The sequence below is a fragment of the Flavobacterium frigoris PS1 genome (assembly GCF_000252125.1).
Taxonomy (GTDB): Bacteria; Bacteroidota; Bacteroidia; order Flavobacteriales; family Flavobacteriaceae; genus Flavobacterium; species Flavobacterium frigoris_A.
Genome location: NZ_AHKF01000010.1, coordinates 47,313 through 63,495, shown reverse-complemented (window position 1 = coordinate 63,495; position 16,183 = coordinate 47,313). Strand labels below are relative to the sequence as shown.

General features: G+C 35.1%; 13 protein-coding genes. 2 read left to right on the top strand and 11 right to left on the bottom strand.

The window, feature by feature from the left end; all coding sequences use genetic code 11:
• The first annotated feature begins 13 nt into the window (after positions 1 to 13).
• Complete coding sequence (locus tag HJ01_RS02650) at positions 14 to 2,077, top strand: M13 family metallopeptidase (protein WP_007136732.1); 2,064 nt, start codon at positions 14 to 16, stop codon at positions 2,075 to 2,077.
• Positions 2,078 to 2,154: 77 nt separating this feature from the next.
• On the opposite strand, the gene HJ01_RS02645 is transcribed toward HJ01_RS02650, so the two are convergent.
• The 5 genes from HJ01_RS02645 to HJ01_RS02625 form a co-directional block, all read right to left on the bottom strand.
• Positions 2,155 to 3,099 carry a DMT family transporter gene (locus tag HJ01_RS02645; protein ID WP_040473630.1) on the bottom strand — a complete coding sequence of 315 codons (945 nt, stop codon included), beginning with the start codon at positions 3,097 to 3,099 and terminating at the stop codon, positions 2,155 to 2,157.
• Entirely contained in the window at positions 3,100 to 3,924 is an 825-nt protein-coding gene (locus HJ01_RS02640; RefSeq protein WP_007136730.1) for an SDR family oxidoreductase, read from the bottom strand.
• Positions 3,925 to 4,151: 227 nt separating this feature from the next.
• Positions 4,152 to 6,464 (bottom strand): M28 family peptidase, encoded by a 2,313-nt coding sequence (locus HJ01_RS02635; RefSeq protein WP_007136728.1) that lies wholly within the window; start codon positions 6,462 to 6,464, stop codon positions 4,152 to 4,154.
• Positions 6,465 to 6,561: 97 nt separating this feature from the next.
• Positions 6,562 to 6,909 (bottom strand): hypothetical protein, encoded by a 348-nt coding sequence (locus HJ01_RS02630; protein ID WP_007136727.1) that lies wholly within the window; start codon positions 6,907 to 6,909, stop codon positions 6,562 to 6,564.
• Positions 6,910 to 6,911: 2 nt separating this feature from the next.
• On the bottom strand, positions 6,912 to 8,435 hold the full coding sequence (locus tag HJ01_RS02625; RefSeq protein WP_007136726.1) for a carbon-nitrogen hydrolase family protein: 1,524 nt from the start codon (positions 8,433 to 8,435) through the stop codon (positions 6,912 to 6,914).
• Between the two features lie 190 nt (positions 8,436 to 8,625).
• Here HJ01_RS02625 and HJ01_RS02620 point away from each other — a divergent pair, with 190 nt between their 5' ends.
• Complete coding sequence (locus HJ01_RS02620) at positions 8,626 to 8,958, top strand: single-stranded DNA-binding protein (RefSeq protein WP_007136725.1); 333 nt, start codon at positions 8,626 to 8,628, stop codon at positions 8,956 to 8,958.
• Positions 8,959 to 9,270: 312 nt separating this feature from the next.
• Here the strand turns inward: HJ01_RS02620 and HJ01_RS02615 are convergent, their stop codons facing one another.
• From HJ01_RS02615 to metG, 6 genes are all read right to left on the bottom strand, one after another.
• A complete protein-coding gene (locus HJ01_RS02615; RefSeq protein ID WP_007136723.1) occupies positions 9,271 to 9,783 on the bottom strand; it encodes a ferritin in 513 nt (170 codons plus the stop codon).
• A gap of 45 nt (positions 9,784 to 9,828) precedes the next feature.
• Complete coding sequence (locus HJ01_RS02610) at positions 9,829 to 10,458, bottom strand: chloramphenicol acetyltransferase (protein ID WP_007136722.1); 630 nt, start codon at positions 10,456 to 10,458, stop codon at positions 9,829 to 9,831.
• A 191-nt stretch (positions 10,459 to 10,649) separates the two neighbouring features.
• Positions 10,650 to 11,912, bottom strand: coding sequence for an OmpA family protein (locus tag HJ01_RS02605; protein WP_007136721.1), 1,263 nt, complete (start codon positions 11,910 to 11,912; stop codon positions 10,650 to 10,652).
• A 248-nt stretch (positions 11,913 to 12,160) separates the two neighbouring features.
• The gene (locus tag HJ01_RS02600; protein ID WP_007136720.1) at positions 12,161 to 12,850 is read right to left on the bottom strand and encodes an HAD family hydrolase; all 690 of its coding nucleotides are present in this window, start codon (positions 12,848 to 12,850) and stop codon (positions 12,161 to 12,163) included.
• 5 nt (positions 12,851 to 12,855) lie between these two features.
• Complete coding sequence (locus HJ01_RS02595) at positions 12,856 to 13,767, bottom strand: DMT family transporter (RefSeq protein WP_007136719.1); 912 nt, start codon at positions 13,765 to 13,767, stop codon at positions 12,856 to 12,858.
• A gap of 89 nt (positions 13,768 to 13,856) precedes the next feature.
• Positions 13,857 to 15,917, bottom strand: coding sequence for a methionine--tRNA ligase (gene metG / locus HJ01_RS02590; RefSeq protein WP_007136718.1), 2,061 nt, complete (start codon positions 15,915 to 15,917; stop codon positions 13,857 to 13,859).
• Positions 15,918 to 16,183 lie beyond the last annotated feature (266 nt).

The window sequence follows — 16,183 nt, the reverse complement described above, 5'->3', positions numbered from 1 at the left end:
AGCAAGAATAAAAATGAGGAACAAAATAAACAAAAAAATTCTTTTTGCAATACCAGCAATTATGGGACTTGCAGCTACTCAAGCACAAAATGTTTCGGTACCCGTGCAACCTGGAATTAACATTAATTACATGGATAAGAATGTAAAGCCAAGTAATGATTTCTTTCGATATGTGAATGGAACCTGGTTAGACAATACGGAAATTCCAAGCGACAGAACCCGTTGGGGGAGCTTTGACGAACTAAGACAAAGCACAGATGCAGATGCGTTGGCAATTCTAAAAGAATCCGTAAACAACCCTAAATATAAATCAAGTACGGATCAAGGAAAGGCTATCAATTTGTATAAGTCTATTTTGGATACCGTTGGTCGAAATAAATTAGGCATAGCACCTTTAAAGCCTTATTTAAAAAAGATTGATGCTGTTAAAAACAGTAAAGACTTAGAAGCTTTAATGATTGAAATGGAGCCTTTAGGAGGAATTGGCTTTTTTGGTGCTAATGTAGGAGCTGATGCTAAGAACAGTAATCGTAATGTAATTAGTGTAGGACCCGGAGGAGTTGGTCTTCCGGATAGGGATTATTATGTTTCAGAAGATAAAGATTCTAAAGAAAAAAGAGAGAAGTACGTTCTTCACGTTGCAAAGATGTTAGGGTTTCTAGGTGAAAAACCAGTAGAAGCAAAAACACATGCAGAACAAATTTTGGCATTGGAGATCGAAATGTCAAAACCAAGATTTGACCGTGTTGAAAGAAGGGATAGAAGAAAGTCTTACAACCCAATGACGGTTTCTGATTTGCAGAAATTGACTCCATCTATAAATTGGGACAACTACTTTACAAAAATAGGATTGAAAAACGTGGATTCATTAATCGTTTCGCAACCTAAATACATGGCGGCCTTAGAGTCAGTATTAAAAGAGAACAAAGTGGATGACTGGAAAGCATACATGCGTTGGTCATTATTAAATAGAGCTTCAAGCCAGTTGTCAACAACTATTGAAGATGCAAACTTTGATTTTTATGGTAAAACCTTAACTGGTGCCGTGAAGCAGAGGCCAAGTGATGAGAGAGCGTTGCAGGTAATTAATGGTAGAATAGGTGAGGCATTAGGAAAATTATATGTGGAGAAAAAATTTCCGGCTGAAGCCAAAGCAAAAGCGGAGATTATGATAAAAAATATCTTTGTCGCTTTTGAAAACAGAATCAATAATTTATCATGGATGTCGCCAGAGACTAAAGTGAGTGCTGTTGAAAAGTTGCACAAGTCAAAAATCAAAATTGGATATCCTGACAAATGGAAAGACTATTCTGCATTAGTTATTAAAAGTCCAGAAGAAGGTGGTACTTATTTTGATAATACAAAAAACATGGCTAAGTGGCGATTTGAGCAAGATTTAGCAGATTTGAATAAGCCAGTAGACAAAACAAAATGGAACATGTCACCACAAACGGTGAATGCCTATTACAATCCATCTTATAACGAAATTGTGTTTCCAGCAGCAATATTACAACCGCCATTTTACAATTATCAGGCGGATGAAGCGGTTAATTATGGAGGTATTGGTGGGGTAATTGGACATGAAATTTCTCATGGATTTGACGACTCTGGATCTCGATATAACGCTGATGGGAATTTAGTGGACTGGTGGACTGCAGATGATTTAAAACAATTTTCAGCTTTAACAGGTGCATTAGCTGATCAATATAGTGCATTGCAGCCTCTTCCAGGAACATTCGTAGACGGTAAGTTTACTTTGGGGGAAAATATTGGTGATTTGGGAGGTGTTAATGCAGCTTATGATGGATTGCAATTGTACTTAAAGGAAAATAAAAATCCAGGACTAATTGACGGTTTAACTCCAGAGCAACGTTTCTTTATTTCTTGGGCAACCGTGTGGCGCACAAAATCACGTGATGAAGCGATAAAGAACCAAGTGAAAACTGATCCGCATTCTCCAGGGATGTACCGTTCATATGTACCTATGCAAAATATAGATGCTTTTTATGATGCATTCGGAATACAAAAAGGTGACGGAATGTATATCGAGCCAGGAAAAAGAGTTAAGATTTGGTAAGATAAAAGTTTTGATATAAAGAAAAATCCCAAGTGTAAGCTTGGGATTTTTTTGTCTAAAAACATCTTGTTTTCACTTTATAATTTATCTTTCAGGGCCATTTTTCGGGTCCTTCTAATAGAATGATTGACCATATATAATCCAAATAAGGTTACTGCACCTCCTATTCCAATAGTCGCCGTTAGGGATTCTCCAAAAATAATTGCTCCAAGTAGTACAGCTATTATCGGGTTTACATAGGCATAAATACTGTTGATTTCTGGAGGAAGTTTTTGTAGCATATAGATATAGGCAATAAATGATAAAACCGACCCAATGATGACAAGATAAGCAATTGCCCACCAGGAAATTGCCGGTATTGAAGTTATGTTTACAGAAGTGCCCGTCGCTCCTGTAATAGCGAAAAGGAAGGTGCTTGAAATTACCATTTGTAATCCCAGACTGAAATAGGGATTGAAGGTGGCTGCTTTTTTCTTGGTATACAAACTACCGAAAGCCCAACTTATCGTCGCAATCAAGGATAATATAATACCAAATCTAAAGTCGGGGTCTAAGAAGTCACTGAGGTGATCATAGAATATAACACAAACTCCGCTGAAACTTATTATCAGTCCCATAATAGCTAATTTCGCTAGTTTTTCACCTCTAAAAAAGGTGATAATAACAATCCACAATGGGAAAACTGCATTTAAGATAGCACCTAATCCGCTACTGATGTATTTTACTCCCCAAGTACTTAATCCATTGCTTAAAGCAAAATTAAGAATGCTAAGGATAATTATTGTTTTCCATTGCTTTCCTTTTGGCCAGGGCGCTTTTTTATACAGGAAAAAGCAAACGTAAAGAATTCCTCCAATAAATTGTCTAATTGCTGCAAGTTGAAGGGCAGGCATATGTCTAACTCCTTCCTTTGAGGCTATCCAAGTTGTTCCCCAAAAAAAGCACACAAATGACAAGGCCAATATGGGCAATCCGACAGCGTTTATTTTGGTCGAAAATGTATTCGTTATTTTAGTTTTCACTTACAAATGTGTTTTTATGAACGTATAATCCAGAACCTTTTTTAATTTATCACTCAAAATAGTTTTCCCTGTGGATAGATGGCTATGATTAAATGTTGGAGGAACTAAATTTAATTCAACAGCTTTTTGGGTATAATACTGTTCTCTTGAGGGATGATATGGTGTAACTGCGTTAAGAATTTCTCCCCAGGTGTTCGTCTCCAAAATTTTCATGATAATTTCGATACAGTCGTCTTGGTGAATAAGGTTGATAGGAGCCTCAGGATTATCTGCATTTTCTTTTCCAGCCAAGAATCTTGCGGGATGACGATCTTTGCCTATTAAGCCTCCAAAACGCAATATGGTAGTTTTAAAACGGATGTTCTCGAGCAATAGTTTTTCTATGGCTAATAATTGTTTACCACTTTCGGTAACAGGAATCGGTTTTGTATGTTCATCCACAATAGCATTGGCGTCACCGTATACGGCAGTCGAACTGATGAACAGTAGATTTTGAATAGAAGATCGCTCGAGTAATGGTAAAAGGTTTGCTATTTTTTTTACAAACGAATTGCTATTGGCATCTGAATAATCTTTGTTTTTCCCTCTTAATTTGGGCGGAATCGCAATGATTAGCGTTTCGCTTCCTTCAAAAAAAGCAGGAAGAGCATCAGGAACACTCTTGCTATCTAATTCTAACAAGAAAGCTTGGATTCCTGTTTTTTCTAAAACAGAAAGTTTATCTACTGAAGTCGTAGATCCTTTTACTCTGGTGTTTTTTTCGATTAGGGCTTTCGCCAAAGGCAATCCCATCCAACCACAACCTAAAATGCTAATTTGTTTCATTGTAAACTTAAATAGAGATTACAAAAATAGTATAAAACGGGAGGGTTTTGGTTAAATTTTTTGATGCAGTTTTTTGACTTCATTTTAAAAACGGAAAACCGCAAATTCACAAAGTTTAATTTGCGAATTTGCGGTTAATCTTAAACTTTACATTTTAGATAAACTCGTAAAGCATTTACAAAACGAAGCTGACGAATCCTTTCGTATTCCAGAGTAGAGCAGCTTCTTTACAAACTATCCTTTACTGAGGGAGACATAACTTTTTTCCTGATTATTTTAGTATTCTGGACAAAGACAGGAACTTCAATCACTTTTGGGGTGGGTTTGATTCTTTTTTTGATAACCACAGCATCATTCAAAACAAAAGGAGTTGGCATCATCCACGAAGCTCTAGGCTTCATGTTAAATAATGGGTTCGACAGTAAATCAAATGAACTTTCTAGAAGTTGCATATCAAAAAGTGCCGATTTGTTTATATTAAATTGCATTTCTAACGGTTCATTATTAACAACATAATAGCTTAAGATTTTCTTTCCTTTGCGATTCATTTTAGATTCTTTTTGTTCTAGTTGTGTTGCTCCGTTAGCTTTGAAATTATGGAACACTATTTTTTCACTAGCAAAAATATCATAGCGATTAACCCTTCTATTAGGACTAATTTTAATTTTAAGATAACGTTGATTGCCACTCAAACTGTCTTTTAGAAATTCAATTGTAGGTTTTGCCAAATCTTTCACGGTCGTTTCTGTAGCAAAGGTAAATTTAGAAGCGTATTTACTAAACAATGGCGTTTCATTATAAGAAACTCCTTCTTTGGGGTTTTCACCTAAATAGGATTTTGTCCAGTCATCCAGGTTTTTATCATATGTAACCCAATGGGCTTTATTCTTATCGGCATCATAAATATAAACTAAACTGTTTGATTTGGCTTTGCCCTTTTCGTAACCGGATTCGTAATGCGCTTTTGTAAAAAATCCAATGGAAATCAATAGAAATACAAATGCCCACCTTCCTTTTTTGATAAAAGTATCAAAAACGGGCAGTAGCAGTACAAAAGTTAATACTGTGAGAATGGCACTTCCAAAAAGTACTTTTAGGCCCAAACCTATCGGGAACATTTGGATAAATGGAGCGATTAGCAATAAAGCAGGAATACCTAAAATAAGGTTTAAAAGCACACTTGATTTTTGTGTAACTATAAAAATTCCAAAAGCAAAAATTCCAAAATAAACGGGGATTATTAAAAAACCAGCGCCTTTTAAATAGAAAGTAATAAACCCATTAATGATAAGCCACAGAAATAAAGGAGCCACATAATAGTTCATTGTACGTTTCTTAACTGATAATTTCTGATAAAACGCCAAACATATTGCCAGACTTAATAAGACAAATGCAGCGATATATGCATGTCCATTATAGGTAAATCCATTAAGTAAATCATTATATTGAGGGTAGGCGAACAAAAGTCCTTTCCAGCCAAAATAAGTCACTACGCCAGCTGTAATTATGGATCCCAAAAGAGGAACAAATCCTTTTATGATTTCAGGAAAAGATAGAATTTTTTTACCAATACCTATAAATATTAAAAATACGAATAAGAGTGATGCAATTAGCAGCATTGGGAAAACCCAACTAAAAGGATAATGAATAAAGGTGTAAGGAATTGTAAAGTAGACCTCGTCATTTGTAATTTGGTTGCTGTTTAAATTAGCATTCGAAAAATAACTTAAAAGTGGCATTAAGTAGGTTCCTTGATGTGCTAATGTGTTTTTGTTTAAGTGGTTGCTGTCGTCCTGGGCAGTATGGTAGTTATAGTGATCGTCTATAAAGGCAAAGTTATACCCTTGAATATTCCCTTTTTCTCTAAAAACAGTCAAATCGGTGTCGTTAGGGAGCATTTTATAAATGCTATACATCAATGAATTGGTTACGGGAAATGTGGTTTTAGCTGCCGCAAATTCCTTAACTAAACTCGCGTTACCACTATTGGTTTCCATCAACATGTAACTAGGTCCAGATGAACCACGAGCATCAAAGTTCAGGACTAATCCTATTTCCTTTGCCCAGTGGTGCTCCGTTACAAATAGCGCTGCTCCGTTTAACCCTAGCTCCTCAGCATCCGAAAAAAGAATAATTATATCATTTTTATGTGGGGTTTTGGCATATAAAAAAGCACGAACACTTTCTAAAATTGTCGCAACTCCAGAGCCTGCGTCACTTGCGCCATAGGAAGATGAATGTGGGGCACTATCGTAATGAGTTAGTAATAATAATGCTTTTGTGTTTTGTGTGCCTTTTATACGGGCTAAGATATTTTTTGATTTGACTAAATTCCCCCAGTCTGTTAAGGTATAGCCTTCTTGTATGGATGTTTCCAATCCTAATTTATTTAATTCCTTTTGAAGGTAGCTTGCTACTTTTTCATGATTATCTGAACCTACATAGTGAGGTTGTTTCGAAATCGCGTCTACTTGCTCGAAAGCGCGTTTGGTAGAAAATTCAGAAAGGGGTACATCGTCTGAAGTCCACTGTGGCATCATTGTAAGATAAAGGATCGCTAGGACGATCAGGATAAATAAAATGGAAAACAGTGAGGAAAAACCTTTTTTCATAGTTTGGGGATTGCTGGATGTGGTATTAAATATCTTTTTTGACTAACATATAGAAATCATTGTCCAAAAGCAGATAGCCTTGATCGTACAGGAAATAGTAGGTGTTTCCTGTTTTTGTTTTCAACATATTAGTAAAAAATTCAAAATCAAAACCTTTGCTTAGTAGTTTTGCTCTTGTTGTCTTAGACTTTCCATCGGGATTAAGTTCTAGTAGTATCCGATAATTTTTGCGCAACTTATTGTTGATGTTGCGCATAAAATTATTATTGTCTTTATTTATTTTGTTGTTATAGGCATTGCGACAACCGTCACTGCAGAATTTTTTATCTTCCCTGCCCACAATTTTTTCGCTACATTCTAAACAATTTTTCATTATTATATTTTTTTCAAACTATATAAATCATGTCTTCTGTCTTTCATAATTTTTACACTTCCGTGTTCGTGTAACTCTTTTAAAAGATTGATGTCAACATCTACAATCAAAGTCATTTCAGTATTTGGCGTCGCTTCAGCTTTAATCCCATTACTTGGAAATGCAAAATCAGATGGCGTAAACACAGCTGCCTGGGCATATTGTATGTCCATGTTATTTACTTTAGGCAAATTACCTACACAACCCGCAATGGCAACATAACATTCGTTTTCAATCGCTCTTGCTTGTGCACAGTGTTTCACTCGAGTATATCCATTTTGGGTATCGGTTAGGAAAGGTACAAATAGGATGTTCATTCCTTCATCGGCCATTAATCTAGAAAGCTCTGGGAACTCTACATCATAACAGATGATAACCCCTATTTTACCGCAGTCAGTGTCAAAGGTTTGAATTGCATTCCCGCCAGTAATTCCCCAATGGAAAACTTCGTTAGGTGTAATATGGATTTTGCGGTACATTTCGTTTGTCCCGTCCCGTTTACATAGAAACCCTACATTGTAAACATGTCCGTCTTCTATAAACGGCATACTTCCAGTGATGATGTTGATATTATAGGAAATGGCAAACTCTTGAAATTTTAGCTTTACAGCTTCAGTATGTTTAGCTAGCTCTCTAATCGCTTCGGGTTCTGACAGATGATTGAAATCAGCCATTAGGGGTGCTGTAAAAAACTCTGGAAATAATGCGAAGTCACTTTCGTAACCAGATACAGTATCAATAAAGAATTCGGCTTGATCAAATAGGGCTTTTAGATTAGATAATGAACGCATTTGCCATTGGATTAATCCAAGCCTAACTACGCTTTTTTTGACGTTAATTAATTTTGGGCTATCTTCATAATAGATGTTATTCCATTCTAATAATACAGCATACTCTAAGGATTCAGTATCTCCTTCTAAATAATTCTTAAGCACACGAACTTCATGGAAATCATTGCTTAATTGAAATGATAAAACGGGGTCGTAGATCTCTTTTTTCTTTACTTTTTCGATATAAACTTTAGGCGTAATTTCATCTTTATATTTTCCGTAAGAAGGAATTCTACCAGCAAAAATGATTGATTTTAGGTTTAGTTGTTCGCATAGTTCTTTTCTAACGTCATATAAACGTCGTCCTAGTCTTAGGCCACGGTATTTTGGATTAATAAAAACATCAATACCATATATAACTTCTCCTTCTGAATTATGAGTTGAAAAAGTATAATTGCCTGTAATATCTTTGTAGGTTTTCGTTTTGAAGGCAAAATCTTCAGTTACTAAAATCGATAATGCTGAACCAACAACAATTCCGTCAACTACGATAACCAATTGTCCCTCGGGGAATTTATTCAGTAAAATTTCTAATTGTTCTTCTTGCCAAAATGAATCTGCCATTTCTGGATAGGATTCAACCATTGATTTTTTTAATTCTTTATAATCCTCTATTTTTAAGTTTCTTAACTCAATAGACTGTATGGTATTCGGCATATTATATATTTTTTGCGGTAAATATAGTATAATTAGTATCCGTTTACAAACGTTTACAAATATTTACAACCGAAAGTAATTGAATACCAACCGAATAAATTTATGAAGCTGTCAGATCTTTGCCATGTCGAAATCGAAATACAATCGGCATGAGTTTTAATCTAACATAAACATTTAAATTTTACACGCCATGAATGCAATGAGAAACAGAGTACAGTTAATTGGACACGTAGGGAATGATCCAGAAATCAAAACTTTTGAAGGAGGAAGAAAGCTAGCGAATTTAACCATCGCAACTAACGACAGCTACAAAAATGACAAAGGAGAAAAAGTAGAACAAACAGAATGGCATAAAGTTGTTGCCTGGGGGAAGACCGCCGAGATCATAGAAAAATACGTAACCAAAGGCAAGGAGATCGCTATTGATGGGAAATTGACGCACAGGAGTTATGAGGATAAAGATGGTGAAAAGCGATATGTTACTGAAGTGGTTGCAAATGAGGTACTTCTTTTGGGAAAATAGTAAGCCGTTTAAATACCTAGCGATTATAAGTAGCAAGAACCATCGACAGTTGTCGATGGTTTTTTTACTTTAATGGTGAAAGTCAATCTTGTTTTTTGCCTAAATCAAATTTGGGGCATCTTTTACAACGCTTGTCTTCTCCTTTTTTATATTTTTCGCAACATTTTGACTTTAGCTTACCAGTTACAGTATCCTTTTTAAGGAGTTTCTTTTCATCCTTCTTTTTACTTTTGTTTTTATCTTTTTTGCTCAATTTTTCAAAAATTAAGATCAAGTTACTTTATTTTAAAGCGACTAAATGATGATAGTTGTTTAAAGCGTGGATGCGGAGCCTTTTGAGATAAGTTGTTCAATATCCTTGTCAAATAGATATAGACCGCCTTTATCGTCTCCTATTAGGTTTATTTTGTCTAATATATGTTTAGCCTGTGCTTCTTCTTCGATTTGTTCAGCTACGTACCATTGTAAAAAGTTATGGGTAGCATAATCTTTTTCAGAAATGGAAATATGGACCAATTCGTTTATCGCGTTTGAAACGAAAACTTCATGCGTGTAAAGTTCTTCAAACACTTCTTTGAATGTTGAATAACTTGTTTTTGGAGCTTTCAATTCAGAAACCTGTGCGTGACCGCCACGCTCGTTTATAAATTTAACCAATTTAAGCATATGGGTGCGCTCTTCATCAGATTGTGCATACATAAACTTTGAAACTCCCGATAGTCCTTTAATCTCCGCCCAAGATGCCATCGAAAGATAGATTTGGGAAGACTGAGCTTCAATACGAACTTGATCGTTCAATGCTTTTTCTATATTTTGTGATAACATGGGAAAGTGTTTTTGTGTTAAAAGTAAAGTTACGAAAAACTTAATTTACTGATTCATAATTTCTTGAAAACAATCCACGAATTTGCCTAGATGTAGGCCATCCATTAAACCATGATGTACATGAACAGACATGGACATCGTTCTTTTGCCAGTGTCAGAAATTATCATTTTACCAAAGGAAATTTTTGGGCAACTATCGGGGAAAGTATAGCTTCTTGCATGTGAAAGGGAAGTGAAATTGAGCCAAGGAATAGCCGAACAGTGGATCACATTGTCTGATTCAAAAGTACGTGTAAATAAACCCGTAGTCGTCTGGATGCGCTCTATTTCTGCTAGTGCGGTTGTTTTAAAAATGTCAAAGTTATGGTTGAATTCTATCAATGAAAAGCCAAACGTGCCATCTGACCTTCCTATGGTTGCTGAAGCATCAATTCTATCATGTATCTCGATCTTATCGTCCGATATTCGATAGCGAAACGATTCAATAGTATTAACGGCAACTAAAGTTTTGTGTAAATAGTATATAAAAAAAGAGCTGTTTAGTTTTTTTGAGTTTTCATAGGCTCTAGTACAATCAATTTCTACTGTAGCACCAAAGAAGGGTTCTTCAAACTGTTTAAAGAAATTAAAATGTTCTTTTCTAGGCCATTTTTCGATGTCTAATAATGTTTTCAATATTTTGTAATTTTAGTGTTGTTCAAAAATACTGCTATTGTTTTAAATTTAAAATTTGTTGTTTTATAATTTTACGAACCAATATATTTTTCTAGTAATTTTGTAGATATAGCTTTGAGGCAAGGCAGGTTAAATGAAAAAAGCCCTAAAGGAATTTTCCTTTAGGGCTTTTTAAATAATCTATATCTAAATTATTTTATTCTGAAAGTAACTTTTCTTACTAGTTTTCTAGCTAATTCTGAATCTTTATCAACTGAATTGTCTTCACCAGCTGCGATTACATTCAATCTTGAAGCATCAACATTTGCTTTTAATAAAATGCTTTCTACTTTAGTAGCTCTTGCATTAGATAATTTATCATTGTATGCAGATCTTCCAATTTCGTCAGCATGACCAATAATGTCAACTGATGCAGTAGGATTGTTTCTTAAGTAAGTTAAGATAAAATCGATACCTTCAGTAGAAACATTTGTTGGAGTAGATTTATCAAAATCAAAATAAGTAGCAACATAACCACCGTTAATTAAGCTTTTGATTAACTCATTATTGCTTAACATTGGAGATTTGTCAGTTTTACTTGTATAGTTCTCCATGATGTATTTTTCAACGTCATCTGGAACATTGTTGTTGTTTGCGTCAACTGATACACCTTTAGTGTTAACTAAAGCTCCTGAAGCAGTGTTTGCCTCTTGGTCTAAATAATCAGCTACACCATCATTGTCAGTATCTAACATTTTGTTTTCAATGTTGTCAACTCTATCAGTTAAAGCTAATACATCTTTATCAACAAGAGTTACCCAGTCAGCATGTTTTGCATTTTTACCTAAATAAACTGTTACACCTACAGTTCCGTTAAAAAGAATTCCTTGAAATCCTCTTGAAGCACGAGTACTTGCACCATCAAATGCTGCGTTTTGTGCTGCGTTAAGAATAGTTGTGAAATCTCCAGTTAAAGAGATTCTATCAGTTAATTTGATTTGACCTGTTACACCAGCCATGAAATTACCCATTCTGTCTTTTACGTAAGAAGGATCTTCTCTTTCTAACATTGATAAACCAAAACCAGCGTGTCCTAATAAACCAATTGTGTTAGTCCAAGTTTCGAAGTTCATAATTCTTCCTAAGTTAGCTACTGCTTGAATGTCAGCTCTGTAGTATTTAGTGTCAAAAGATTTAGATTCATCTTTTCCTTCGAAGCTATTGTAACCAAAGTCAGCTTTCAAACCAAATTTGTTGTTAAACATATATCTTGCTCCTAAATCAATAACGTAAGGACTTGGAGTTGAAGTGTAATAACCTGAAGTCATTGGTCTTTGTGGTTTGTTTACACCAGCAGCCAATTCAATAGACCATTTGTTGTAGTCAGTATTAGCAGCTGTTTTTTGAGTCTCAGTTTGAGCACTTACTGTCGTGATTGCCGCAGCACAAACCAACGTTAGTATAAGTTTTTTCATAATTTTATGTTTTTTATATTTAATGCAAAATTACGACATAATGTTTAATAAGAAATTTCTATGTGTTAATTATGTAAGAATTAGTTATAATTCTACAAACAGAGCACAGTCGATGGTTTTTTGATAATATTTTATAATTATAATTATCAAAAAACCTTTCTTTTAGCTTTTATTTAAGAATATTATGTACCCTTATTCAAATGCTATGATGTTTTTAAAAGGAAATCGGTATGAAATAAGGCTTTTTTTTAGTCTAAAAGATTTAAAATAGCATTAATTTTATCATAATTACTGAAATTTTCATGTACAATTGTATGGTCTATTTTTTCGTGTGCCCATGTAGTGTGAAATGGGATATGAACAGCGTGTCCTCCAATTTCTAAAACGGGTAATATATCGGACTTTAATGAGTTGCCTATCATTAAGAACTCAGCGGGTTGAATCTCCAAGCGTTTAATTAAATCCAAATAGTCTATTTCTTGTTTGTCTGACATCACTTCGATGTGGTGAAAATATTTACCTAATCCAGAATTGTGCAGTTTTCTTCTTTGGTCTAAAAGATCGCCCTTTGTAGCCACAACAAGTTTGTATTTTCCATGTAACGCTTCAAGTGTTTCTTCAACACCATCAAGCAGTACAATTGGCTTTTCAGTCAATTCTTTTCCGTATTGAATAATTTTTTCAACTACTTCAATGGGAATGGTATTGTTCGAAATGCGCATTGCAGCTTCAATCATAGAAAGAATATATCCTTTAATACCATAACCGTATATTTTTAGATTGTCGATTTCTACTTTGAAAAGCTGTTGGGAAATCCCTTGATGTGATAGATAGTCTCCCATTAGTGAACAGAACTTTTCTTCAGTTTCGGCAAAATAGGTTTCGTTTATAAATAAAGTGTCATCAGCATCGAAAGCTATTACTTTTAAATTTTTCATTTTTTTTATGTTGTCAAAGAAGAATCTTCTTTTGCTTTACTAAATATATTTTTGATTGAAAGTGTTTTTGTAAAAAATGTAATTCGGATTCCTAAAAGTAGTATTATACCACCTATTATCATATTCAATGTAATTTTTTCATCTAAAAAGAGCCAGGCTAAAATTGACGTAAGTACTGCTTGACCCAGTAAACTCAACGAAACTCGGGTGGGACGCATATGCTGCGTTGCATAACTGATCGATAACCAAGCCATCAATTGACATACCACGGCTTGAATCAGTAAAACTAACCAACCCATATCTGAAAAACCTGAAAAAGGCTCTCTCATCACAATGCACACTACTGCTAAATATACTGTTGATGCTAGCAAACTAATAACCATAAAGGAGAGTACATCAATATGTGTAAGTGCTTTTTTACTGACCAATAGATAAATGGAATAGAATATCCCTGATAATACTGCTAATATAAAGGCATTGTCAAAGTCTAATTCAAGAAAGAACTTGAATCCAACTAACATTGCCATGCCAAATAGTGCTACTGTAGTTCCTATCCAAAAATTAGTGGCAGGTTTGGTTTTTAAAAAGACATAAGAAATAATGCCTACCCAAAGCGGTGATAAGTTAGTTAGCAGCGATGCTTGTGTAGCGCTTGATTCTTGAATAGCAATATTCCAGACCGCAACATCCGAAGCAAATAAGACACCGCAAATTACCGCAAGTAGTATGTTTTTTTTCTCGGGTAGTTTAAACTTTTTAGTGATTAGGACATAAGGCAGTAACAAAGAAACGGCAATTGCCATTCTATAAAATGCAGAAATTAATCCAGGAGTCAACCTGAGTTTAACCAATATAGGGAAAATAGAAATACAAAGTATTCCAAAAGCGAGCGCTAATCTTGGTTTTGCATTGGTCATCTGTATTTTCTTTTAAAAAAGAACACGAATTACATGAATTATCACCAATCAATCAGTGATAATTCAAGATATTCGTGCTCGGATTTTTATTAATTTATTGTCTCTCCATCAGCAACACCATCCGTATCTGGATTTATAAAAACCAGTTTTCCGTCGGTATTGGTTGACATCAAAATCATTCCTTGACTTTCTACACCACGCAACGCTCTTGGAGCTAAGTTAACTAAAACAGTAACTTTCTTTCCTACAATGTCTTCCGGCTTGAAACTCTCTGCAATTCCTGAAACAATGGTGCGAACGTCAATACCTGTATCTACTTTAAGAATCAAAAGCTTGTTTGCTTTTGGCATTTTAGTTGCTTCGATAATCGTTCCTACACGCATATCCATTTTTGCAAAATCATCAAATTGAATGGCTTCTTTTTGTGGTTCCACTACTTTGTTTTCGGCTTTATTAGCTGTTTTAGTCGCTTCTAGTTTGTCTATTTGTTTCTGAATTTCTTCATCTTCAATTTTAGCAAACAATAATTCTGCCTCACCAATTTGGTGACCCGCTGGTAATAAATCTGAACTTTCGGAAATTGTACTCCAGCTCAACGGACTTTCAATTTTTAAAATTCCAGATAATTTTTTGGCAGTAAACGGCAAGAAAGGTTCGCAAAGTGAACTCAAAGCTGCTGCAATTTGTAAGGCAACATACATTTGGGTTTGCACACGACCTTGATCATTTTTTATCATTTTCCAAGGTTCTTCGTCTGCTAAGTATTTATTACCTAAACGAGCTACATTCATCATTTCGCCCAAAGCTTCTCTGAATCTATAACGTTCCAAAGAACTCGAAATCACTGCTGGGTAGGCTTTCAACTCTGTTAAAGTTGCTTCGTCTACTTCTGAAAATGTGTTCGCGGTAGGGACAATTCCTTCGTAATATTTATTGGTTAAAACCACTACACGATTAATGAAGTTTCCAAAAATGGCAACCAATTCATTATTATTTCTTGCTTGAAAATCTTTCCAAGTAAAGTCGTTGTCTTTTGTTTCTGGCGCATTTGATGTCAATGCATAACGCAAAACATCTTGCTGATTTGGAAACTCTTCCAAATATTCGTGCAACCAAACTGCCCAGTTCTTAGAAGTCGATAATTTATTTCCTTCTAAATTCAAGAACTCGTTTGCAGGCACATTGTCTGGCAATATATAGCTTCCTTCCGCTTTCAACATCGCAGGGAAAATGATACAATGGAAGACGATATTGTCTTTCCCAATAAAGTGAACCAGTTTCGTATCTTGATCTTTCCAGTACGGTTCCCAGTCTTTTCCTTCGCGGAAAGCCCATTCTTTGGTAGATGAGATGTAACCAATTGGTGCGTCAAACCAAACGTATAGTTTTTTTCCTTCAGCTCCTTCAACCGGGACGTCAATTCCCCAATCCAAGTCACGTGTAACTGCACGAGGTTCTAGTCCGCCGTCAATCCAAGATTTTACTTGTCCGTAAACATTGGGTTTCCAGTCGTTTTTATGTCCTACTAAGATCCATTCTTTCAAGAAATCTTCATAACGATCTAAAGGTAAAAACCAGTGTTTCGTTGATTTCATAACCGGAGTTTCTCCTGTAATCGTAGATTTTGGATTAATTAAATCCGTAGCGTTCAGCGTAGAACCACATTTTTCGCATTGATCACCATATGCTTCTTCATTACCGCACTTTGGGCAAGTTCCAATAACAAAACGATCGGCTAGGAATTGATCTGCTTTTGCATCATATAATTGCTCGGTGACTTGTTCTATAAAATCCCCTTTTTCATATAATGTTGTGAAAAATTCCGAAGCCGTGTCATGATGGATTTTAGCCGAAGTTCTAGAATAATTATCAAATGATATTCCAAAATCATTAAACGATTTGCGAATAATTCCATCGTATTTATCAATTACTTCTTGAGGCGTTATGCCTTCTTTCTTTGCTTTCATAGAAATCGCCACACCGTGCTCGTCGCTTCCGCAAACAAACAAAACGTCTCTTCCTTGCAATCTCAGGTAACGGGAATAAATATCTGAAGGCACGTAAACACCCGCCAAATGGCCAATGTGAATTGGTCCATTCGTGTAAGGCAATGCCGCCGTAATGGTATATCTTTTTGGATTCTGTATCATGATTCAATTTTATTGGCTGCAAAAATAAGGAATCCAATTTTTATTTGAAGCTATTTCCCGCTATACGTTGCAATCTTTTACTTTTTAAAGAAAAAGTAAAAGGATTTTCACTGCTATCGGGGCTAGGGGAGTTGAGTTTTTATCAATATTTGTTATTCCGATGAGGAGTAATCGCCGTTACACGAATTCTTTGACGAGATTTTTCTTTCCATGGAAGACAAAATACAAAACCATTAGGTTTCTTTGTAGGATATTTTTATATATTT

Coding starts and splice junctions, on each gene's coding strand:
- HJ01_RS02650 (WP_007136732.1), top strand. CDS start 14: ATGAGGAACAAAATAAACAAAAAAATTCTTTTTGCAATACCAGCAATT.
- HJ01_RS02600 (WP_007136720.1), bottom strand. CDS start 12,850: ATGAAAAATTTAAAAGTAATAGCTTTCGATGCTGATGACACTTTATTT.
- HJ01_RS02625 (WP_007136726.1), bottom strand. CDS start 8,435: ATGCCGAATACCATACAGTCTATTGAGTTAAGAAACTTAAAAATAGAG.
- HJ01_RS02640 (WP_007136730.1), bottom strand. CDS start 3,924: ATGAAACAAATTAGCATTTTAGGTTGTGGTTGGATGGGATTGCCTTTG.
- HJ01_RS02630 (WP_007136727.1), bottom strand. CDS start 6,909: ATGAAAAATTGTTTAGAATGTAGCGAAAAAATTGTGGGCAGGGAAGAT.
- HJ01_RS02620 (WP_007136725.1), top strand. CDS start 8,626: ATGAATGCAATGAGAAACAGAGTACAGTTAATTGGACACGTAGGGAAT.
- HJ01_RS02635 (WP_007136728.1), bottom strand. CDS start 6,464: ATGATGCCACAGTGGACTTCAGACGATGTACCCCTTTCTGAATTTTCT.
- HJ01_RS02615 (WP_007136723.1), bottom strand. CDS start 9,783: ATGTTATCACAAAATATAGAAAAAGCATTGAACGATCAAGTTCGTATT.
- HJ01_RS02605 (WP_007136721.1), bottom strand. CDS start 11,912: ATGAAAAAACTTATACTAACGTTGGTTTGTGCTGCGGCAATCACGACA.
- metG (WP_007136718.1), bottom strand. CDS start 15,917: ATGATACAGAATCCAAAAAGATATACCATTACGGCGGCATTGCCTTAC.
- HJ01_RS02595 (WP_007136719.1), bottom strand. CDS start 13,767: ATGACCAATGCAAAACCAAGATTAGCGCTCGCTTTTGGAATACTTTGT.